Origin of the sequence: Oceanobacillus halophilus, from assembly GCF_003628505.1 — a bacterium.
Classification (GTDB): Bacteria; Bacillota; Bacilli; order Bacillales; family Amphibacillaceae; genus Oceanobacillus; species Oceanobacillus halophilus.
This window is the reverse complement of record NZ_RBZP01000002.1, coordinates 459,768-480,981: the sequence shown is the minus strand read 5'-3', so window position 1 is coordinate 480,981 and position 21,214 is coordinate 459,768. Positions and strand designations below refer to the sequence as shown.

Genomic DNA, 21,214 nt, shown 5'->3' with positions numbered 1-21,214 from the left:
TAAGAAGGAGGGGATAGGATGGAAGAAGTAATAAAGGAAGCGGTAGATTTTTTTAAAGGAGAACAAGCCTTTCAGAAGTTATTTAAACAATTCCGGAAAAAATACGAGTCCTTAGGTAGAATCGGAGGAACGATTTCAGCTAAGCTGTTTTCAATGGAAGAGTTAGAAATCATTGGCGGTTTTTACGGTGCTAACGCAGAGCAATTGAAAGAGAAGGGTTCGATATCGCTAATGGCATTTGAAAAGCAGCTAAGCAAGACGAGATTCAGTGGTCTGGAATTGAAGGGGCTTCTGGATGCGTATTTTGGAGAAACCTTACTTTCGAAACAGGAAAAGAAGTCCAATCAGGAGAAAAAACGGCAGGAAATATTTTACGAATTTAGTAAGAAATATCCTTGTCTATCGTTCTGGTTTCACTATGTGTCTTCCAGTCCAAAAGATGGCAGGTGGATTATCCGTTTGGCGGAAGAACATGATTCAGAGATCCGACATCTTGTGGCTACTCTTGCAAGAGCTTATTCCCATATCCCAGACGAGCCTGTGCGACTGCCCGTGTTTAGTCAACAGATTGCAGGGGATCCCCATGCACTGGATGTTACGACGGACTTGGGAAAGCTGTTTTTACATGTATTGACCGTTGATTTAGAAAGGAAGAAGAGTCAACAGTTGGATTTGGAATATGATAGGAAAGAGACTGGACTTCCTGCCAGCACGGAATCCATCAATGAATTGCTCCAGCACTTTCACCTATTCCGGGATGATTTATTAAACTTTGTCACGTGTTCGGGGCTTCTAGCTGAGACGAAGGAAGGAGTCGAACATCCCGTGTGGAGAACCGCTTCCGAATGGAATACGGTTTTTAATATGCCGTTGCGGGAACTTATCTCCTTACATCGTGTCTTTCCGTTAACAGGCACGGATGTTTGGGTCGTTGAGAATTCTGGCGTTTGCTCGACATTGCTGGATTTACATTTAAAACTTCCAATCGTCTCTACCAATGGTCAATTTAAACTAGCCGCACTAACACTCTTGGACTTCTTAGCAATAGAGGGCTGTACAATCCATTATGCTGGAGATTTTGACCCAGAAGGATTACGAATGGCTCAGAGATTATTAAATAGATACCCAGAACAGGTGGAATTATGGCATATGAATCTCGAGGACTATCGGAAAACAATTCCTGTTAAAGTTCTAGAGAAAGAACGTTTAGCGAAATTGAATGGTATAAAGCACAAAGACTTAAAAGATGTAGCAGAAGAAATGCGCCGTATAGGAAAAGCAGGATACCAAGAAGCACTGCTAAACGACATGAAACAAGACCTAATAGATTATACAAAAAGCTTTTAACGATGCCCTCTGACGGTGCCTGTCACTTCCCGGATTTTGTCGAACGCTAGAACCCTTGTGGTGCAAGGGATAGAAGAATAGAAAAAAGCGAACGGTGCCTGGCACTGTTCGCTTTTTTGGTTTAATGAAGTTTCTTAGCTCCGAGGTAACGCGCTGACCAGTAGGAGTTATCCATGCTGCTAATGGTTACGCCTTTGGAACTGCTGGCATGTAAAAACTGTTTATTACCTAAATAAATTCCTGCATGGGATGGTCCTGTTTTATAGGTTTCAAAGAATACAAGATCACCTTTAGAAGGGCTGGAAACAGTTTTGCCTGCCTTCCAGATAGTTTCCACTGTTCGCGGAATGGAGATTCCGTTTTTGCTGAATACATAATTTAAGAATCCACTACAGTCGAATCCAGATGGGCTTGTCCCACCCCAAACATATGGAACTCCCATGTATTTCTTTCCTTCTGCTATGATAGAATGTACAACATTTGGAGCAGGTTGTGTTAGATTACTAGACGATAATTGAAGTTTTTGTCCAGCATAAATGGTATTACTGGATAACCCATTGATTTGCTTAATGTTCTGCACGGTTGTTCCATATTTACTAGCAATAGCATAAAGAGAGTCTCCAGCTTTTACTGTGTGAAATTGCTGGTTTGTCTTATTTTCTACGTCAGACAATTTGAGAGTTTGGCCTACATAGATAGTATTTGAAGTTAAGTTATTCCATTTTTTAATCGAATCTACTGATGTATGGTGATTTTTGGCAATACTATATAAAGAATCACCGGATGTAACGGTATAAGTCATAGAGGACGGAGTAGCTTTTTTAGCTATATAAAGTGTTTGTCCGACATAGATACTGGAGGAGGATAGATTGTTCCAGTCTAAGAGGTTAGAAATTGATACATTACTTTTTTGAGAGATAGACCATAATGTATCCCCAGAATGTACAGTATACGTATTAGCACTAGCTTCTGCAGTTAGTGCATTTCCAGTTAATAGAATAGTAGAGGCTAAAGCAACAGATAAAATATGTTTTTTTATAATAATCGTCTCCTTTAGTCTGAATCTCATCGCTCATTTATTGTATACGGGTTACAAGAGAAAAGGAATAGGCTAAATAATGGAAAAAGAGGAAAATAGATGATGCCTTATTTAGGTGCCTGTCACTCCCCGAATATTGTCGAATGGAAAGTGATGGCTAGAAGTATGCTTGACTAGTAAGTAGGATGCAATATGCTATCGACAAAAAGCGGGAAGTGCCAGGCACCGATTTTAGGATTTTTTCTAAAACGGCATTTTGGTACAACTTTACTGCCTCAAAATTGAATTTTACGTTATTGATTTTAATAGAATTGCATCTACCTTGCCTCTATTAATTAATTTTGGCTTTTTGACTTTGCGGCCTTTGTCATCTATCTTTTACATAAGAAGAAAGAAGGGAGGGGAGTAAATGGCAAGGAAGAAAAGAATGTGGCAACCAGATTACTATTACCATATTACCAGTCGAGGTAATCGGAAGGGGGATTTATTTAGTGATGAGGAAGACTATAAGGTTTTTCTTCATATACTAAAAGAAGTGAATAGTAAAGTTCCTTTTGACCTAATTGCTTACTGTTTAATGTCGAATCACTATCACCTTCAGATCCGCTCGCAGCACTCACTTTCCAAAGTAATGTTCCTCATTAATAAACGCTATGCTAATTACTTCAATAATAAAAATGGATGGACAGGTCATGTTTTTGAAAAAAGGTTTTACTCCGCGCAAATTGATTCCTATTTGGGCATGCTTAAAGTGAATCGTTACATACATCTGAATCCGATAGAAGCAGGAATAGTTAAAGATGCTCTAGAATATCGTTGGAGCAGTTATTATGATTATCTGCATCCTAAACAAGTGCGATTCTCACTTATTAACACGGATACCATTCTGGAAATATTCTTTGGAAGTGAAATGGATAAAAGAAAGAAATACATGGAATATATGAATCAGGAAGAAGAAATCACACTAGAAATACCAATTAAATAATAAGTATGAATGGAAAACCAAGAAGCAAGCACTTTTTATTAGCTTCTTAGTTTTTCCTTTATATACATAAAACGATGTTTGAGTGAATATAAATAGATATAATTTGGCAATCCTTTTTATTAACGGTGACATAATGAGGAACGTTAAGAATAAAGGGGATCAGAAAATGATTGAAAAAGGAAATTTTGCTAAAGGATTGAAATGGGGAATTCTATTAGCAACGCCAATCTGGTTTGCTATTATTCAAGTAATTGGTTGGCTTGTTCATCGGAATTAACTAGAAATTCGGAACGTTTACCCAGAGTAGTTGAAGGGTACAAGGATTATACGCGGCGACAAAATGCGACAAAAATCGGGGAGTGACAGGCACTCTAGCATTTTGTTTGACAACTAAACAAAAAGAAAGTAATGTTTATATATAGATTGTAATAATATATAAATTCAAAGATTCGTAGGTATACATCTTTATATATGTAGGCAAGCGAACTAGTAAGTTATTAAATCCCCTAACTAGGGAAAATGAGGTGAATGGTATGACAAATATTCATGAAAAAAACCGTCAATTAGGTGAAAAGTTAAAAGCAATGGGCCGTGTTATGGTTGCGTTTTCTGGTGGTGTTGATAGTGCCGTTGTGCTAAAAAGAGCGCAACAGGAATTAGGCGATAATGTTTTAGCGGTAGTGGTAGCTTCTGAATTATTTCGTGAATCAGAATTTACTGCAGCAGTAAAATTTGCTGAAAATATGGGCGTTCAAGTTCATCAAACAGAAATGAAAGAATTGGAAAATGAGCATATTGCAGCTAATAACCCAGACAGCTGGTATCACAGTAAAAAATTACTATACTCCCATCTAAATGAGTTAGCAAAAGAAATGGATTACCCATATGTATTAGATGGAATGATCATGGACGATGAAGAAGATTTCCGTCCTGGGTTGAGAGCAAGAACGGAAGAAGGGATTCGCAGTGTGCTTCAAGAAGCGAATATCTATAAAACAGAAGTCCGTGAACTTGCAAAAGAATTAGATCTCCCCGTTTGGAATAAACTGGCTTCTTGCAGCTTAGCATCTAGATTCCCTTATGGAACTAGATTAAACAAACGAATCGTTCAACAAGTGAATCAGGCAGAACTTTATTTGAAAGGAATCGGATTCGATGAAGTTCGCGTAAGATATCATGATAATGTAGCTCGTATTGAAGTAGCTTCTGATAAAATTAATGAGTTGCTAGGCCGCCGAGAAGAAGTTCAGCATAAGCTTGTTTCACTCGGGTTTGATTATGTTTCTGTAGATCTTCGTGGCTACCGTACTGGAAGCATGAATGAAGTGTTACCGGAGTTGTCTGAGAAACAAGAACTTGCAGCTAACGCATAAGGCATGAGTGTATCAAAAAATTATATAGCAGTTTTTAATCTCCAAGTAGATTGAAAACTGCTTTTTTTCACGTGCGGTACCCACGTGCGGTGCCTGGCACTTCCCGGATTTTGTCGAAATTTCTGGGTTGTGTTTTGAAAAAGGTGGATACCCTTATAAAGGGGATTTCCATTGTAATTCTAGATTAAAGAGGAGTAACATATATGAAATTTTTGTATCTTGATTGTTTTTCCGGTTTAAGTGGCGACATGACAATAGGGGCTCTCCTTGATGCAGGAGGAGACTTCACCCATTTAGAAAAAGAATTAAAAAAGCTTCAAATAGAAGATGAATATGAATTGTCCACTAAAAAAGTGGTGAAAAATGGAATTACAGCTACAAAGTTCGATGTACTACTGAAAAATGAAGATAATACAAATCACCACCATCATCATGATGGTCATGCACATGAGGAACACGAATATCATCACCATGAACATACTCATGAGGACAAGCATTCACACCATCATCACCATGAACATACTCATGAGGACAAGCATTCACACCATCATCACCATGAACATACTCACGAGGACAAGCATTCGCATCATCATCATCACCATACACATAATCATGATCATGGTCACCATCATCATCGTGCTTATCGGGATATCGTGAAAATGATAACGGAATCGGAATTAACGGAAAAGGTTAAGGATATGTCCTTAAGAATGTTTAAAAAGATTGGGGAAGCTGAAGGGAAAATTCATGGTATGCCGTTAGAAGATGTCCATTTTCATGAAGTAGGTGCCGTAGACTCCATTATCGATATTGTAGGAACTGCAATTCTGTTGGAACAACTGAAAATAGATGAGGTAAAAGCAGCAGCAGTACCTACTGGGTCTGGTCATATTCACATTGATCATGGTGTATACCCAATCCCTGCACCAGCAACATTGGAGATACTGCGAGGCGTACCAATAGCAAAAAGTGAATTGAAATCAGAATTAACAACACCAACAGGAGCTGCCATTGCAGCTGTATTAGCCAATGAATATTGCCCATTTCCATCGATAGAAGTAGAAGAAATAGGTTATGGTGCCGGGACCAAAACATTCCCTAACCACCCCAATGTACTACGAGTTGTCATAGGGAAATAACGAAACAAAGAAACAATGCCATTCGACAAAATACAACAAAATTCGGGGAGTGACAGGCACCAGTATGGAAGATATTTTAAGAGGCGTTCAAGATGGGACGGTAAGTATAGAGGATGCTATGAAAAATTTAGCATCCTATGAAGATTTAGGGTTTGCTAAAGTAGATCATCATCGGAAGCAGCGACAAGGATTTCCAGAGGTGATTTATGGTGAGGGGAAATCCGCAGAACAAATTATATCTATTCTTGAGGCTATTCAGGCGAAAGAGAATGATGTATTAATAACGAGGATATCCCAGGAGAAAGCGAATGATATTATAGAAAAACATCCAGAACTTGTGTATCACGAAATGGCACAAATCTTATCTGGGACCACGAAGAAACGTACCAAAAACCAAGATCAAGAAAGAGGATATATCGCGATAATTTGTGCAGGCACATCAGACTTACGTGTAGCAGAAGAAGCGGCAGTAACGGCAGAAGTGTTGGGATGTAATGTACGGAGGTTTTATGACGTTGGTGTCGCAGGAATCCATCGTCTGTTGGATCAGGCACAGGCTATTCAGCAAGCTACTGTCTCCGTCGTTATCGCTGGTATGGAAGGAGCGCTGCCAAGTGTTGTTGGCGGTCTCGTATCACATCCAGTTATCGCTGTCCCTACAAGTGTCGGATATGGAGCAAATTTTCAAGGGCTGTCTGCTTTATTAACTATGCTGAATTCCTGTGCAAGCGGAATAAGTGTAGTCAACATTGATAACGGGTTTGGTGGTGCATATAATGCAGTGCTTATTGACAGATTAGCAAATGGAACAAACAGTTAATTGGTTTAAATAGAAAGGAAGTCGTGATAGTGGCAGCGAAGCATCCTCCAGATAATGAGCACGTGGATAATGAAATGATTAAGATGGAAGTAAACCTTGATGACATATCAGGTGAATGGTTAGGGTATGTAATGGATCGTCTGTTTGACGCAGGAGCAAATGATGTTTTTTATTCTCCTATTTATATGAAAAAAAACAGACCGGGAATTCTTTTGCAGTTGCTATGTTCGAGCAAGTCAATTGAAAAAATGAAGGGAATCCTTCTTCATGAAACGACGACACTGGGAATTCGCTATTACCCGATTACTGTTCATCGGATGGAACGAAAATTTATTTTAGTCGAAACAGAATGGGGTCCCGTAACGGTTAAACAAGGAATTTCTAAGGGAGAAGTTTTTCAAAGTTCTCCAGAATATGAAGACTGCAGAAAGATTGCAGAAGAAAACAACATTCCCTTGAAACAAGTCTATGCAGCAGTTTGGAAAAATCTATAATAACAGAAAAAAGCTAGAATGAATGATGCAGAATATCATTTATTCTAGCTTTTTGTATGCCGATATTCGACAAAATCCGGGGAGTGACAGGCACCTGAATATTAATTTATCGTAAAATGTCTTTATTAAGCAGGATTTTGCTTCGTGCGTGACGAAATAGTTAACGTTTACACTTAACTGCATTAATTGTTTGGCATTGTTTACACTTTTTACGAAAGGGTGTTTCGTTTATAAGTTTAATAGAAAGAAAGCTATTTTTGTCGCGAGAAAGTTATTATAAGACATAGTCAGATGAAGTCATTGCATATCGAGATAAATACAATTTGGGGGATAAGTCAAAATGAAACTATTAAAAAGTTTGGTTTTAATGATGGTTATTGCATTTGTCTTAGCAGCTTGTTCAGGATCGAATACGTCTGATACTGGTGAAGCAGTACAGGAAGGGAATAATCCAACGGAATCAGCTAATTCACAACCAGGTACAGAGAATGTGCTTCGCATCGCTATGAGTACCGAGGTGGATAATCTAGATCCATATATCTCTGCTGCAACGGATACGCAATCGATGATGGATAATGTGTTTGATGGATTACTAGATACAGATGAATCAGGTAAGTTGGTTCCAGCGATTGCAGAGGATTATGAAATATCGGAAGATGGACTTACATACACGTTCCAGCTAAAGGAAGGTATTCTTTTCCATGATGGATCAGAGTTAATTTCAGAAGACGTGGTTTATTCTTATGAAAGATTAAGTGGTTTAAACGGTGAGGAGCCATTATCTTCTCAATTTGCTGGAATAGAAAACATAGAAGCACCTTCCGATTATGAAGTGGTTATTACATTAAAAGAGAATAATTCTGCATTTCTAGCAGCTAACATTCGTCCGATTCTACCTGCTGGCTATGAAGAGCAAAGTACCAGTCCAATCGGTGCTGGACCCTTTAAATTTGAAGAATACCAAGCAGGACAACAGTTAACTTTAGTGAAAAATGAGGATTATTACATGCAGGATAAAGTACCTCCATTTGATAAAGTTCAGTTTATTGTCATGCCAGACCCAGAATCTGCTGTTTTAGCAATGCAAGCTGGGGAAATTGACGTGATACCTGGTGTTACTCCTCAAGGAATGATGCAATTAGGGGAATCGGTAAATACGGTATCTGGTCCACAAAACATGGTACAGTTGATGGCACTAAATAATGAAGTAGAGCCACTGGATGATGTGAATGTTCGAAAGGCCATTAATTTAGCCATTGACAAAGATATGATTATTGAAACTGTAGCAGATGGAATGGGGACGAAACTAGGATCTAATTTCAGCCCAGCAATGGACTTTTATTATGAAGCGGGATTAGAAGATTACTACCAACCAAATATCGAAGAAGCCAAAGCATTACTTGCAGATGCCGGGTATGCGGATGGATTTGATTTAGAGTTAACCGTCCCATCTGATTATCAATTCCACGTGGATACAGCTCAGGTAGTCGTGGAGCAGCTTAGTCAAATTGGCATTAATGTAGAAATTAAACTAATAGAATTTAGTTCCTGGCTGGAGACAGTTTACCAAGATGCACAATATGAATCTACCATTGTATCTTTTACCGGAAAACTTGATCCGTATGAAGTATTGGTAAGATATATCAGTGATTATCAAAGCAATTTCGTTAATTACAATAACCCAGAATATGATGCCCTTATCGAGCAAGCGGTAGCATCAACAGACGAAAACGAGATGGCTGATTTGTATAAACAAGCACAACGTCTCCTAACAGAAGATGCAGCTAGTGTGTACATTATGGATCCGGACCGGACATATGCATTGAGAAGCGGGTTAGAGGGATGGAAAATGTATCCTATTCAAAAATTCAACTTAGAGGATATAAGAGTAACAGAATAGTCCAAAACGCGAAAAGCTGCCAGTATGACTGGCTCTTTTCGCATAAAGGAGTTTGGCATAGTGAGATATTTTCTTTACAAACTATCTAGTTTTTTCATCACCATTGTACTGGTATCGATGATTATCTTCTTTGTCTTCCAACTATTGCCCGGGAATCCAGCGCATATTATTTTAGGAATGGATGCGGATCCTGCACAGGTAGCACAATTGGAAAAACAATTAGGGTTAGACCGATCTCCTGTAGAACGTTATGCGGATTGGGTAAGAGGGCTTTTACAAGGCGACTTAGGTGAATCTTTGAGATATCAGCTTCCAGTAAGTGACATTTTAACGGACAGGATTCCCGTAACATCGTCGCTTGCTATTTTGTCATTAATAATCACCCTGTTAATTGGGATTCCTCTGGGAATTTTTATTGCCCGATCAGATGGGAAATGGATGTCCGTCTTTTTAAATATCGTGACACAACTAGGAATTTCGATACCACCTTTTTGGTTCGGATTTATGCTAATCCTCGTTTTTGGCGTTACATTACAATTGTTTCCTACATACGGATATGTGCCATGGTCAGAAGACTTCTTTGGTGCATTCCAGTCATTTTTCCTGCCATCCTTAGCGATAGCCATTGGAAATATTGCGATCGTAATTCGGTATTTACGCAATACTATATTGGATCAGGCAAAAATGGACTATGTTCGAACAGCAAGAGTAAAGGGCTTAAAAGAACGTACCATTCTCTATGGCCATATTTTACGAAATTCGCTTATCCCAGTTTTGACGATTATGGGCTTGCTAGTTGCAGATACACTTGGTGGAAGCATCATTATTGAAAATGTATTCTCCCTTCCAGGTCTTGGCAACTTACTCATACAATCTATTACATCTCGGGATTTTCCATTAGTACAATCTATGGTATTGTACATTGCTATACTTGTACTATTTATTAACTTCATCGTGGATCTTTTGTATAAGTTAGTAGATCCCAGAATCAGGCTGAAGGGGTGAGACATATGGCAAAAGAAAAAAGCATTCCCTTTTATATTGGAATAGGCATTGTGAGCTTTTTATTGGTAGTTATGCTTATAAGTATTTTTTACACGCCGCATGACCCTAATGCGATGGATTCCACGAATCGCCTTGCTGCCCCTTCACTAGAGCATCCTTTTGGTACAGATAATTTTGGAAGAGATATTTTATCACGAGTAATGGAAGGATCACAGACTGCCTTTATTATTGGTATTTCTGCTGTTTCCATTGGTTTGATTATTGGCTTTATCTTAGGTGCTAGTGCGGGATATTTCGGGGGATGGGTAGATGAAATCATTAGTCGGTTCATTGATGCCATGCTGGCGTTTCCAGGGATTCTGCTTGCTATCATGCTTATTGCTGTATTTAGCACTGGAATGACCAATACCATCATCGCTCTTGGGATTATGAGCATCCCTTCCTTTGCGAGAATTACAAGAAGCAGCTTTATGCAGTACAAGAAATATGATTTTGTAAAGGCGAGTATTGCAAAAGGTGCTGGTTCTATTCGAATCATTTTTCATCATATCTTGCCTAATGCCATTTCACCAACCTTAGTTGCTGTCGCACTCAGTTTTTCTGGTGCTATTCTTTCTGAGTCAGGCTTGAGTTATCTTGGATTAGGGGTGCAGCCGCCAGACCCTAGTTGGGGAAGAATGTTGAAAGAAGCACAACCATATATCACTTCTGCTCCATGGTATGTCTTTATTACGGGAGTAGCGATAACGTTATTAGTGCTCGGATTCAATTTATTAGCTGATGGTTTGCGTGATAAACAAGATAAGAAAGCATAGATTTACATTTTGATAAAACTAGAAAACTAGGAGGGGAAATCTTGCAAACACCGATACTATCAATTGAAAATATGGACGTTTCTTTCCAGTTATCAGACGGCAAATATAAAGCTTTAGAAGATATCTCATTTTCTGTTTTCCCTGATGAAGTCGTAGGAATTGTTGGTGAATCAGGTTGCGGGAAAAGTTTAACATCCCAAGCGATCTTAGGAATACTTCCAAAAAATGCTCAAGTCGATCATGGTGAAATTGCGTATAAAAATAATAATTTGCTAGAAATGAAAGAAAACGATTGGCAGGAAATTCGAGGATCGGCCCTTTCGATGATTTTCCAAGAACCAATGACTGCCTTAAATCCACTGCTTACGGTTGGAAAACAAATATCTGAAGTACTCAAGAAGCATACTAATTTATCGAAGAAAACAAGGAAACAAAAAACGATTTCCATGATGAAGGAAGTAGGACTTTCAAGGGCAGAAGAGTTATACAACTCTTATCCTCATCAATTATCCGGTGGAATGCAGCAGCGGATAGTCATTGCAATTGCACTCATTGCTGAACCAGATTTAATCATTGCGGATGAGCCAACTACAGCACTTGATGTAACCATCCAAGCACAAATATTGGAGTTGTTTCGCAAACTAAAACAATACCGCAAAACTTCTATCATTTTTATTTCCCATGATTGGGGTGTGATTCGCCATATCTGTGATCGAGTACTGGTCATGTATGCTGGCCGAATTGTAGAACAAGGAAGTGTCACAGAAATTATTAGCAATCCGAAACATCCATATACGAAGGGGCTAATTCAGTCCATACCCGACCATCAGAAAAAAGGGGAAGAGCTTTATACTATCGCGGGGAAAGTTCCCTCATTAAAAGAGAGAAAAGGAGGATGTCCGTTTGCAGACCGATGTTCTTCTCGACTGGACATTTGTAAGCAACAGTTCCCTGAATCAGTTGTAATGGAAGGAACCCACACTGTGAAATGCCATCTCTATTTGAAGGGAGCCGTAGAAACATTATGACAGAAGCCCTTGTGGAGCTAGAAAATATTCATAAATATTATAAACAACGGCGAAGAAAGCTAACCGATAAGAACAAGTATGTGAAGGCTGTCCATGGTGTCTCTTTTTCTGTAAAGGAAGGAGAATCATTTGGTCTTGTTGGTGAAAGTGGGTCTGGTAAATCAACAGTGGGACAAGTAATTCTCCAACTAACGGACTTGACACAAGGAAGCGTAAGGTATAGGGGAAAGGATGTAGCATCTTTTACTAAAAGGAACCTTAAAGATTGGCGAAAAAAAGTTCAAATTGTGTTTCAGGATCCGTATGCCTCCTTAAACCCAAAGAAAACGGTTGGATGGATATTAAATGAACCACTAACTATCCATAAAATGGGTGATAAATATTACCGGAAAAATAAAGTTTTGCAAACACTAGAAGATGTTGGACTGGATGATTCCTATTTAAACCGCTATCCACACGAACTAAGCGGTGGTCAAAGACAACGGGTAGCTATTGCTTCTGCCATTATTTTAAACCCGGAGTTTATAGTGATTGATGAAGGAGTATCAGCGCTTGATGTTTCTGTACAAGCACAAATCTTAAATCTTCTAAAAAGACTACAGAAAAAGTACAACCTAACGTATCTATTTATTTCCCATGATTTGAATGTGGTTCAATATTTTTGTGATCGAATTGCTGTGATGTACCTAGGGGAAATAGTAGAAATAGGAAAAACAGAGGAGCTTGGTACCAGTCCGAGACATCCATATGCAGAAGCATTATTTTCTTCTATTCTATTACATGATGAAGAGGAAAAACGAATTGTGTTAGAAGGAGATTTACCGAATCCAGCTGATCCTCCAAGTGGTTGTCCTTTTCATACAAGATGTAAATATGCGATGAACGTCTGCCGCGTAACGAAGCCGACAACGTCATTTTTCAGCGGTGAGCACAAAGTTAGCTGTCACCTCTACAATGAAAAGGACACGGTAAGAAATATTACGTAGAAAATTTTTCTATATCATTCTCGAATTCTATGAAATATTGCTCAAATACTGTCGGAATATTTCCCGAGAAATAATTTTATGTCGAACGTCTGTTGATGGATGATGGTGAATGAAATTATGGGGTAATTGATTTTTGGGATAAGGCGCTTTTCTGAAAGATTGTTGTTTTTTAACATGGATTTATCTTACATTTTGTATAGAGTCCTAATATCTTTAATTCAGAATACTACTCTGTCTCCGCTATGGAAATACGCTTTCCGCGAGGAGGCTGAAGCCGTGCCCGCGAACCGCAAGTATTCTGTCGGAGCAAATAGTAGCAAAAACTTTCATAAGTGTAAGAGATAGCTATACTATTCTTAATTAAATAAATCAACACTTTCTATCAACTAAAAAAACTTCAAAAAGCACCAAACTCTAAGAAAAGAGTCTTTGATAAAATAGTAAGACATAAGTATAATAAAGTAGATGTGTGATTATAAGAAATAGGACGGAGGTATTTGATTGGGTTGGAAAGATAATTACAGCAAGTGGAAACACTTTGCGAATTTGAATGAAGAATTAAAATCTCAGCTAGAGAAGCTTGAGGACGATCCGAAACAATTAGAAGATAGTTTTTATAAAACATTAGAGTTTGGTACTGGTGGTATTCGGGGAGAATTGGGCCCTGGAACAAACCGTATGAACATATACACCATTCGTAAAGCATCAGAAGGGTTGGCAAAATACATAGAAGAACATGGAGATGAAGCTAAACAGAGGGGAGTAGTTATTGCCTATGACTGTCGATTCAAATCTCCTGAATTTGCCATGGAAGCTGCCAAAACACTTGGACAGCATGGAATACATACGTATGTTTTTGAATCCCTGCGATCGACACCGGAGTTGTCTTTTGCAGTACGATATTTGAATGCTTATAGCGGTATTGTTATTACTGCCAGTCATAATCCACCAGAATACAATGGCTATAAAGTATATGGCAATGATGGTGCACAAATTCCACCTGCTGTTGCTGAAGAAATCATTGCAAAGGTAAATGCGGTAGAAAATGAATTAGCAGTTGAAGTAGGCGATGAGGAGAAACTGAAGGCAGAAGGAATCCTTCATATGATTGGGGATTCTGTCGATCAGGCTTATCTGAACCAACTAAAATCTGTAAATGTTAATCCAGATGTGATTAAAGAAGTGGCAGATGACTTTAGAATTGTCTATACACCTTTGCATGGAACAGGAAACAGACCGGTAAGAAAGGGTCTGGAAAAAGTTGGGTTCAAACATGTGGAAGTAGTTAAAGAACAGGAACATCCTGATTCTATTTTTACCACGGTAAAATCACCAAATCCAGAAGAGCATGCAGCATTTGAATTGGCCATTCAATATGGGAAGAAAAGTAATGCTGATATTCTTCTTGGAACGGACCCCGATACAGACCGTGTTGGTGTAGCGGTCAAAAATGAAAAAGGGGAATACCAAGTATTAACTGGTAATCAGGTTGGAGCTCTTTTACTGCATTATTTAATTACAGAAAAGAAAAATCGCAAGGAATTACCTACTAATGCAACGGTTTTAAAAACCATAGTAACCTCTGAAATCGGCCGTGACATTGCAGCGACACATGGATTAGATACGATTGACACGCTCACTGGATTTAAATTCATTGGAGAAAAAATGAAAGAATTTGAAGAAAGCGGGGAGCGCAGTTTCCTATTTGGCTATGAGGAAAGCTATGGATATTTAGTGAAGGATTTTGCACGTGATAAAGATGCCGTGCAAGCATGTGTGTTAATTGCTGAAGTTGGGGCTTATTACAAGTCAAAAAATATGACATTGTATGAAGGGCTTTTGGATGTCTTTAAACAATACGGCTATTACCGTGAAGGACTAGAGTCATTAACCTTGAAAGGAAAAGATGGAGCAGAACAAATTAACAACATCTTAGCGGCATTCCGCAGTAATCCGCCAAGTGAAATGGCAGGAAATAAAGTGGCTGTAACAGAGGATTATCAAGCGAGCAAACGTGTGTTTGTGACAGAAAGCAAAGAAGAAGACATTCATTTGCCTAAATCAAATGTATTGAAATACAAATTAGAGGATGGATCATGGTTCTGCTTGAGACCATCAGGAACGGAACCAAAAATTAAATTCTATTTTGGGGTAAAAGATGCTTCCCTTGAAGCAAGTGATAAAGCATTAGAAGAATTACGACAAGCAGTAATGAACCGTGTAAACCAAGAAATAAAATAATAACGAAGCAGCAGTCGCCTTCTAAATGGAGAACTGCTGCTTTTTGGTGCCTGTCACTTCCCGGATTTTGTCGAATAGTAATTTGAAAGACCAGATTTCTCTGTATTGCTGGTCATGCATTTTAATTTAATCTATGTCGATAAATTTACGCTGGGAGTTCATTTTCGGAATGACTACTTTTAACAAGCCGTTTTGAAAGGATGCTTTTGTCTCCTTTTCAGGGATTTCAAATGGAACTGTGATGACGCGTTCCATTTGGTGGAATGATTCTTGTTTACTATAGTAATTCTTTTGTTCATCCTTTCCTTCTACTTGTTTGGATTCTTCTACCGAGATTCGTAACTGATTCCCAATGATTTCTAAATTAATTTGATTTCGTTGGTAACCTGGCAATTCTGCTTTGACAATAATTTCGCTATCTGTTTCAGTAACATCAACTCTGAAATTAGTTAAATTAAATTGTGAATGGAGATGTTTGAAGGATTCATTGAATACAGTGTCTATCTTCCTCATGAAATCATGAAGTGGCTTCATATCAAGGTCGAAACCGTTCGGGTAATTGCCTTTCTTAAGCCCCATATTATCTCCCCTTTTCATATTACCTTTATTTATAAACTATGCTTCCAGACAAGGGGAGGTTTGGGTACTTGCCCCAAAACATCTATTGAATTGAATGCTGCTTCATGAAAGACGATGTATTTCTATACACAGATAAGCAGTAGGGTCTTTTTTAGAACGCTATTATGATATAGAAGGATTCCAGATAGTTGTAACGAATAATGATAGTAGTATATATGGAAAGGGGAGATTCTGTTGAATACAGTAATAGACATTCAAGATGTATCATGGAAAAGACAAGGAAAACCGATTCTATCTGACGTGAACTGGAAGGTGCTAAAGGGGGAACATTGGGCGATTTTTGGATTAAACGGATCTGGAAAAACAACTCTGCTCAACATGATTAATGGTTATATATGGCCAACTACAGGGACATTGTCCGTCTTAGGCCAAATATTTGGCCAGACAGATATGAGGGAATTAAGAAAATCTATCGGATGGGTCAGTTCCTCCCTTCAAGAACGTTTGAAAGAAAACGCGGTGGCTGAGGACATCATAGTGAGTGGAAAGTTTGCTTCCATCGGCCTTTACGATCAAGCCTCGCATGATGACTTTCAAAAGGCATATCAAATCATGGAACAACTTGGCTGTAGTCATTTATATGGCCGTACATATCAGACTTGTTCGCAAGGGGAAAAGCAAAAAATACTAATTGCGAGAGGCTTAATGAGTTCTCCAGAATTACTCATATTAGATGAACCTACAAGTGGTTTAGATTTTCTGTCACGGGAAGATTTACTTGACTCCGTTCATCAACTTGCAAATGAAAAGAATGCACCAACCATCCTTTTTGTGACCCATCATATCGAAGAAATACTCCCTGTTTTCACTCAGACATTGCTCTTGAGAGAAGGCTCCATATTTGCGAGTGGAAAAACAGAGGATATACTGACAACCGAAACACTCTCGGCATTTTTAAACACCCCAGTAGAAGTCAGCTGGCAAAATGACCGCTCCTGGATGAAGTTGCCGATGAAGGTGCCTGGCACTTCCCGAGATTTGTAGAAAAATGTCGACTGAAAAACTTTGACTACAGGGTTTTCTGTTTTATATTGAATTTTTCTTAAAGTTAAGGGACAATAAATGAAGTTTCCTATTTTCATAGAGCATCATGACGAATCTTAATTTTAAAGAATGGGGCTTTCATATGTTTGACTTAACCGTTATGGAATGGTTTATAGTTCTTTTGTGTGCAATGTTTATTGGCTTATCCAAGTCAGGAATACCAAATATGGTTATTCTAGTCGTTACAGTGCTGATGTTTGTATTTCCAGCTCGAGAGTCTATTGGGATACTACTTCCTCTATTATTAGTAGGGGATTGTTTTGCAATCTTCTATTACCGCAGGAGTGTTGTATGGAAACATCTAATTTCCCTCATTCCATGGGTATTAACAGGGATCTTGAGTGGCTATTTTGTTTTGTTATTAATTAACAGTGAACAGCTTGAGCCATTGATTGGTATTATTGTGCTATCCATGATTGCCTTACATATTTGGCGTAACCGCTTGGGGGAAAGATTTAACGAATTACTTCCAAAATCCAAAACCTTTACTGGTATGATGGGAATACTTGGCGGCTTCACGACGATGATTGGAAATGCAGCTGGAGGCGTTATGACGGTGTATTTACTTGTAAAAGGACTTCCCAAAAAAGAATTTGTTGGGACATCCGCATGGTTTTTCTTATCCGTAAATCTCGTTAAAGTTCCTTTTTATGTAAATCTTGGCTTGATTACGAGAGAATCGATAACGTTTAATGCTTGGCTGGTACCTGCAGTAGTCATTGGTGCATTAATCGGAATAAGAATTCTGCCATTAATTCCGCAAAAAGTATTTGCAACGCTCATCCTAGTTTTGGCTGCAATCGGTGGTTTGAATTTAGTGTTTTAATAAAAAAACGGTATCTTCTTATGTGTAGAGATACCGGTTTTTAAAACTTAATATTCGACAAAAATCGGGGAGTGACAGGCACCATTTATTGTTTCTTAAATTTACTTCCTTTCTTTTTGGAGCGGAGCTTTTCCATAAGTTCGGAGGATTTTTGTGCTTGACTGTCTGTTTTACTTTGATCGATGGCAACTATCTGGAATGTGTCTCCATCCTTATCGAGTGTGAAATATGTGTTTACTTCTACTCCATCAGGTAATTCTTTTCGAGGAACAATAATTTCCTTTTCTAAATCTTCTACTAGAATTACTGCTTTATCTCCTTCAAATCGGTCAAGAATTCCTTTCATTCTATTTACCTCCTTTGAATAATCTTATATTCGACAAAAATCGGGGAGTGACAGGCACCTATGCTGTACATGCTAGTCCTTCTTCTTTGATGTCTGTGATTCTTGCTGGACCGATGCCATTAATTCGAGTTAGGTCATCTACAGATTCAAATGGTCTACGTTCTATTAATTCTTGTGCTCTTGCTGGTCCTATATGAATGATGCCTTGAACTTCTTCTTTTGATGCTTCATTAATGTTGATGCATTCACCAGTAACAGTGCTTTTCTCAGGATTACTTGAACCAGTATCAGTGTTGGAAGATCCGGTACTCTTAGGGCTTATCGTTCCGTTTTCTTTGGTTGCTATACTATATTCCTTGCCATCTGTTGTAACAACTATCGTTCCATGAACATCGGTTCCATATAACTTAATACCAGCTTCTTTCATAAGTGAAACTACTTCCGGGCTTGGGTGTCCATAGCTGTTGTCTGCTCCAGCACTATAGATGGCTATGGTTGGATTCACTGCCTCAATGAATGCTGGATCACTAGAAGTATCTGACCCGTGATGTCCAAGCTGCAGAAAATCTGCTTCTAATTTTATTCCACTACGAATCATTTCTAATTCTCCAGATGTTTCTGCATCTCCTGTAAAGACGAAAGATATATCGCCATATGTAAATTTAAGCGAAACAGATTCTTCATTTGCTTTTCCTGATATTGATTCAGGATATAGTACGTCAATTTCCATCGGTCCAATTTCAAAAACATCTCCCATTCTAGGTTCATCATAATCGGCATCACTTGAAAGCACAGCTTCTATCGCTTGCTGGAAGGTTTCAGAAGAGCTTTCATTACCAGAAAGCCACACTTCACCTGGATCAAACTTCGTAACCACTTCTGCTAGCTGACCGATATGATCTGCATCAGGATGACTGACAACAACTAAATCAAGGGAAGAAATATCTTGTGCAGTCAAATAATTAACCACTTCATTTCCTCGCCAGTCTCCCGTATCAAAAAGAATGGAGTACTCCTCCTCATCATCTGCATACTGTAACAAGGCTGCATCTGCCTGCCCGGCATCAATATAATGGACTTTTAAATCGGATAAAGATTTGACACTACTCTGTGCCGTATTAGGTTCATCGAAATCCGTATCTTCCACCGAGGATTCGTCCAATGAATCCTCTGCACCAGACTCACTTTCCGTTTTTATTTCGTCATTTGTTTCAATCGGTTTATCTTGTTGTCCTTCTTGATCGATATCCTGCCCGCATGCTACTAATAAAACGGCCATGAGCATGGATAGTATAAGTCTCTTTGTCAAAATAATTCCTCCATGATGTCAATATTCCTTTTTAGGTTATCAAAGTTAAATGAAATACGCTAGATAATGATTAATTAAGGCCCTTTCCCTCGGGTCAGGGAAGAATAAGTCAGCAAAGCATCGGTCGAAGAAAATGGCTTTCTTTTTCGAGGAGTCTCCCTATTTTGTTTCCGCTAAGATAGATGCTTAAGTTTTTTGATTTTTTAGCTCATGTAATTAGGTTTATGACCGTTATGTTATTCTTAAAAATGGCATATTTTTTTTACAAGTAGAGCAGACAACATAGCGGAGTGTATTTCCGCAGCGGGGTTAAGCACATTACTATGAATTCAGATTATCAAGAATGTCTACCAACTGTAAAACCACAAAAAGCAACAAACTATACGAAAATAGCCTAAATGAAAAAATCACCGAAATTCCATTTTCACTCGATGTATCCTTGCCAATTTGTTCAATTGCCTAAGCAAAAAATGAATTTTAACCAGCAATAAGTGTCTAATTTTCCATTTTGGTGAATTGCAAGTTGTTCCGTTTCTTGTCATACTGTTGAAAAAGAATAGAGGGGCACTGAATGGAAAGGATTAAAAATATGTTTGCAGTCTTGTTATTATTTATAGTCTCGCTAAGTTTCCTTTTATTCATCATTCAATTACTGGACCAATTGGAACAGAAATCATTTCATAAGATACAGGTTAAAGGAGTACTTGATAGATTTGAAAACAATCATGCAGTTATCCTTCTTGAAAAAATCAACGAAGAAATCACTTTACCAATGGAGGTATTGCCAAAAGGGAGCAAGCAACATACATGGTTTGATATAATAGTAACGAAGAAAGGATATAAAATTCTTTCTGTTAATCAAGAGAAAGCAGAAAAACAACAAATTAGAAGGAAACAATTGCTAGAAAGGTTACGAGAATAATTGGTACCGTATAAGAAAGTCGGCTAACAGATACCTTTGCAAATACCTAATAAATCAAGAATACATACTGGAGGGTCACGATGAAACTAATTGCAATTGATTTAGATGGAACACTATTATCATCAGATGGACGTATTAGCAACCGTAATAGAGAGGTGATTCGAAACATTCAGAGACAAGGGCATATCGTTTCGATTGCTTCTGGTCGTTCCCTACATGATACGATTGGGATTTTGCAGGAAGCAAAACTTCAATGTCCCATCATCGCGGGAAATGGGGCGATTGTCTATTATAAAGGAAAAATTTTACAAAATCTTTCCATGCCGGATGAAATGATTAAGGAAATGATAACGAAAGCAGAAGAAATGAATTTATATTTCGAGCTTTATACTAATAATGGTGTGTATATTGAAGACCAAGGAAAGAGTTTCTTAAAGAAAGAAGCAAAACGCATGCATGAAAAATTAGATGACTTTCCGAGGGATAAAGCGGAAACGATGATTACTATTCAATTTCAGCAAAAAGGATTCGTGTCTGTACCAAGTTATCATTCGTTGGATTATGCATCCTTAGAAATTTATAAAGTATTTGTTCTGTCGTTTGACAAGGAAAAACTAACAAAGTTAGAGGCAGCGCTTACGAACAGGAAAGACATCTCCATTACTACTTCTGGAAAAGAAAAACTAGAAATTGGTCATCCGGAAACGAGTAAAGGGAATGCACTTAAGTACTTAGCAAGTTATTTGGTTATTCCACTTAAAGACACGGTAGTCATGGGAGACAATTTAAATGATTTATCCATGTTCCAAGTCGCTGGTAAAAGTATTGCCATGGGAAATGCGGTAGATGAGGTGAAAGAAAAAGCGAGTTTTGTTACAAAGCATCATGATGAAGATGGAGTAGCATATGGGCTGGAGAAGTTTGTGCTAGAGTATTAGAACTTTATCTCAAATCTG

General features: G+C 38.3%; 20 protein-coding genes. 16 read left to right on the top strand and 4 right to left on the bottom strand.

The window, feature by feature from the left end; genetic code table 11:
* Positions 1–18: 18 nt before the first annotated feature.
* Positions 19–1,347: a TIGR02679 family protein gene (locus tag D8M06_RS06215; RefSeq protein ID WP_121203517.1), complete on the top strand. Its 1,329-nt coding sequence runs from the start codon at positions 19–21 to the stop codon at positions 1,345–1,347.
* Positions 1,348–1,468: 121 nt separating this feature from the next.
* Here the strand turns inward: D8M06_RS06215 and D8M06_RS06210 are convergent, their stop codons facing one another.
* A complete protein-coding gene (locus tag D8M06_RS06210) occupies positions 1,469–2,416 on the bottom strand; it encodes a C40 family peptidase (protein ID WP_421904204.1) in 948 nt (315 codons plus the stop codon).
* Positions 2,417–2,795: 379 nt separating this feature from the next.
* On the opposite strand from D8M06_RS06210, the gene D8M06_RS06205 reads away from it, so the two are divergent.
* The 11 genes from D8M06_RS06205 (at position 2,796) to D8M06_RS06155 (ending at position 15,172) form a co-directional block, all read left to right on the top strand.
* Entirely contained in the window at positions 2,796–3,371 is a 576-nt protein-coding gene (locus D8M06_RS06205) for a transposase (RefSeq protein WP_121203516.1), read from the top strand.
* A gap of 533 nt (positions 3,372–3,904) precedes the next feature.
* Positions 3,905–4,744, top strand: coding sequence for an ATP-dependent sacrificial sulfur transferase LarE (larE, locus tag D8M06_RS06200; RefSeq protein ID WP_121203515.1), 840 nt, complete (start codon positions 3,905–3,907; stop codon positions 4,742–4,744).
* Positions 4,745–4,947: 203 nt separating this feature from the next.
* Complete coding sequence (gene larC, locus D8M06_RS06195; RefSeq protein ID WP_121203514.1) at positions 4,948–5,883, top strand: nickel pincer cofactor biosynthesis protein LarC; 936 nt, start codon at positions 4,948–4,950, stop codon at positions 5,881–5,883.
* A gap of 64 nt (positions 5,884–5,947) precedes the next feature.
* On the top strand, positions 5,948–6,703 hold the full coding sequence (gene larB / locus D8M06_RS06190; RefSeq protein ID WP_121203513.1) for a nickel pincer cofactor biosynthesis protein LarB: 756 nt from the start codon (positions 5,948–5,950) through the stop codon (positions 6,701–6,703).
* A gap of 29 nt (positions 6,704–6,732) precedes the next feature.
* A complete protein-coding gene (larC2, locus tag D8M06_RS06185) occupies positions 6,733–7,197 on the top strand; it encodes a nickel pincer cofactor biosynthesis protein LarC2 (RefSeq protein WP_121203512.1) in 465 nt (154 codons plus the stop codon).
* Between the two features lie 340 nt (positions 7,198–7,537).
* Entirely contained in the window at positions 7,538–9,097 is a 1,560-nt protein-coding gene (locus D8M06_RS06180; protein WP_241558858.1) for an ABC transporter substrate-binding protein, read from the top strand.
* Between the two features lie 60 nt (positions 9,098–9,157).
* Positions 9,158–10,102 carry an ABC transporter permease gene (locus D8M06_RS06175; protein WP_121203511.1) on the top strand — a complete coding sequence of 315 codons (945 nt, stop codon included), beginning with the start codon at positions 9,158–9,160 and terminating at the stop codon, positions 10,100–10,102.
* Positions 10,103–10,107: 5 nt separating this feature from the next.
* A complete protein-coding gene (locus D8M06_RS06170; protein ID WP_121203510.1) occupies positions 10,108–10,917 on the top strand; it encodes an ABC transporter permease in 810 nt (269 codons plus the stop codon).
* A gap of 41 nt (positions 10,918–10,958) precedes the next feature.
* Positions 10,959–11,945, top strand: coding sequence for an ABC transporter ATP-binding protein (locus D8M06_RS06165; protein WP_121203509.1), 987 nt, complete (start codon positions 10,959–10,961; stop codon positions 11,943–11,945).
* On the top strand, positions 11,942–12,931 hold the full coding sequence (locus D8M06_RS06160) for an ABC transporter ATP-binding protein (RefSeq protein WP_121203508.1): 990 nt from the start codon (positions 11,942–11,944) through the stop codon (positions 12,929–12,931). The genes D8M06_RS06165 and D8M06_RS06160 overlap by 4 nt, the downstream gene beginning before the upstream one ends.
* Positions 12,932–13,432: 501 nt before the next feature.
* On the top strand, positions 13,433–15,172 hold the full coding sequence (locus D8M06_RS06155) for a phospho-sugar mutase (protein WP_121203507.1): 1,740 nt from the start codon (positions 13,433–13,435) through the stop codon (positions 15,170–15,172).
* Positions 15,173–15,298: 126 nt separating this feature from the next.
* Here the strand turns inward: D8M06_RS06155 and D8M06_RS06150 are convergent, their stop codons facing one another.
* Positions 15,299–15,751: an Hsp20/alpha crystallin family protein gene (locus tag D8M06_RS06150; protein ID WP_241558857.1), complete on the bottom strand. Its 453-nt coding sequence runs from the start codon at positions 15,749–15,751 to the stop codon at positions 15,299–15,301.
* Positions 15,752–15,985: 234 nt separating this feature from the next.
* On the opposite strand from D8M06_RS06150, the gene D8M06_RS06145 reads away from it, so the two are divergent.
* Both D8M06_RS06145 and D8M06_RS06140 read left to right on the top strand, forming a co-directional pair.
* Entirely contained in the window at positions 15,986–16,795 is an 810-nt protein-coding gene (locus D8M06_RS06145; protein WP_121203505.1) for an ABC transporter ATP-binding protein, read from the top strand.
* Between the two features lie 142 nt (positions 16,796–16,937).
* Complete coding sequence (locus tag D8M06_RS06140; RefSeq protein WP_121203504.1) at positions 16,938–17,681, top strand: sulfite exporter TauE/SafE family protein; 744 nt, start codon at positions 16,938–16,940, stop codon at positions 17,679–17,681.
* An 85-nt stretch (positions 17,682–17,766) separates the two neighbouring features.
* Here the strand turns inward: D8M06_RS06140 and D8M06_RS06135 are convergent, their stop codons facing one another.
* Together D8M06_RS06135 and D8M06_RS06130 are read right to left on the bottom strand one after the other, a co-directional pair.
* Positions 17,767–18,027, bottom strand: a complete 261-nt coding sequence (locus D8M06_RS06135; RefSeq protein WP_121203503.1) for a DUF3006 domain-containing protein — start codon at positions 18,025–18,027, stop codon at positions 17,767–17,769.
* A 58-nt stretch (positions 18,028–18,085) separates the two neighbouring features.
* A complete protein-coding gene (locus D8M06_RS06130) occupies positions 18,086–19,336 on the bottom strand; it encodes an MBL fold metallo-hydrolase (RefSeq protein WP_241558856.1) in 1,251 nt (416 codons plus the stop codon).
* Positions 19,337–19,907: 571 nt separating this feature from the next.
* On the opposite strand from D8M06_RS06130, the gene D8M06_RS06125 reads away from it, so the two are divergent.
* Together D8M06_RS06125 and D8M06_RS06120 are read left to right on the top strand one after the other, a co-directional pair.
* On the top strand, positions 19,908–20,258 hold the full coding sequence (locus D8M06_RS06125; RefSeq protein ID WP_121203502.1) for a DUF3006 domain-containing protein: 351 nt from the start codon (positions 19,908–19,910) through the stop codon (positions 20,256–20,258).
* A gap of 80 nt (positions 20,259–20,338) precedes the next feature.
* On the top strand, positions 20,339–21,196 hold the full coding sequence (locus D8M06_RS06120; protein ID WP_121203501.1) for a Cof-type HAD-IIB family hydrolase: 858 nt from the start codon (positions 20,339–20,341) through the stop codon (positions 21,194–21,196).
* Positions 21,197–21,214: the final 18 nt, after the last annotated feature.

Coding starts and splice junctions, on each gene's coding strand:
- larE (WP_121203515.1), top strand. CDS start 3,905: ATGACAAATATTCATGAAAAAAACCGTCAATTAGGTGAAAAGTTAAAA.
- D8M06_RS06125 (WP_121203502.1), top strand. CDS start 19,908: ATGGAAAGGATTAAAAATATGTTTGCAGTCTTGTTATTATTTATAGTC.
- D8M06_RS06150 (WP_241558857.1), bottom strand. CDS start 15,751: ATGGGGCTTAAGAAAGGCAATTACCCGAACGGTTTCGACCTTGATATG.
- D8M06_RS06135 (WP_121203503.1), bottom strand. CDS start 18,027: ATGAAAGGAATTCTTGACCGATTTGAAGGAGATAAAGCAGTAATTCTA.
- D8M06_RS06180 (WP_241558858.1), top strand. CDS start 7,538: ATGAAACTATTAAAAAGTTTGGTTTTAATGATGGTTATTGCATTTGTC.
- larC (WP_121203514.1), top strand. CDS start 4,948: ATGAAATTTTTGTATCTTGATTGTTTTTCCGGTTTAAGTGGCGACATG.
- D8M06_RS06210 (WP_421904204.1), bottom strand. CDS start 2,416: ATGAGATTCAGACTAAAGGAGACGATTATTATAAAAAAACATATTTTA.
- D8M06_RS06120 (WP_121203501.1), top strand. CDS start 20,339: ATGAAACTAATTGCAATTGATTTAGATGGAACACTATTATCATCAGAT.
- D8M06_RS06205 (WP_121203516.1), top strand. CDS start 2,796: ATGGCAAGGAAGAAAAGAATGTGGCAACCAGATTACTATTACCATATT.
- D8M06_RS06160 (WP_121203508.1), top strand. CDS start 11,942: ATGACAGAAGCCCTTGTGGAGCTAGAAAATATTCATAAATATTATAAA.
- larB (WP_121203513.1), top strand. CDS start 5,948: ATGGAAGATATTTTAAGAGGCGTTCAAGATGGGACGGTAAGTATAGAG.
- D8M06_RS06215 (WP_121203517.1), top strand. CDS start 19: ATGGAAGAAGTAATAAAGGAAGCGGTAGATTTTTTTAAAGGAGAACAA.
- D8M06_RS06140 (WP_121203504.1), top strand. CDS start 16,938: ATGTTTGACTTAACCGTTATGGAATGGTTTATAGTTCTTTTGTGTGCA.
- D8M06_RS06170 (WP_121203510.1), top strand. CDS start 10,108: ATGGCAAAAGAAAAAAGCATTCCCTTTTATATTGGAATAGGCATTGTG.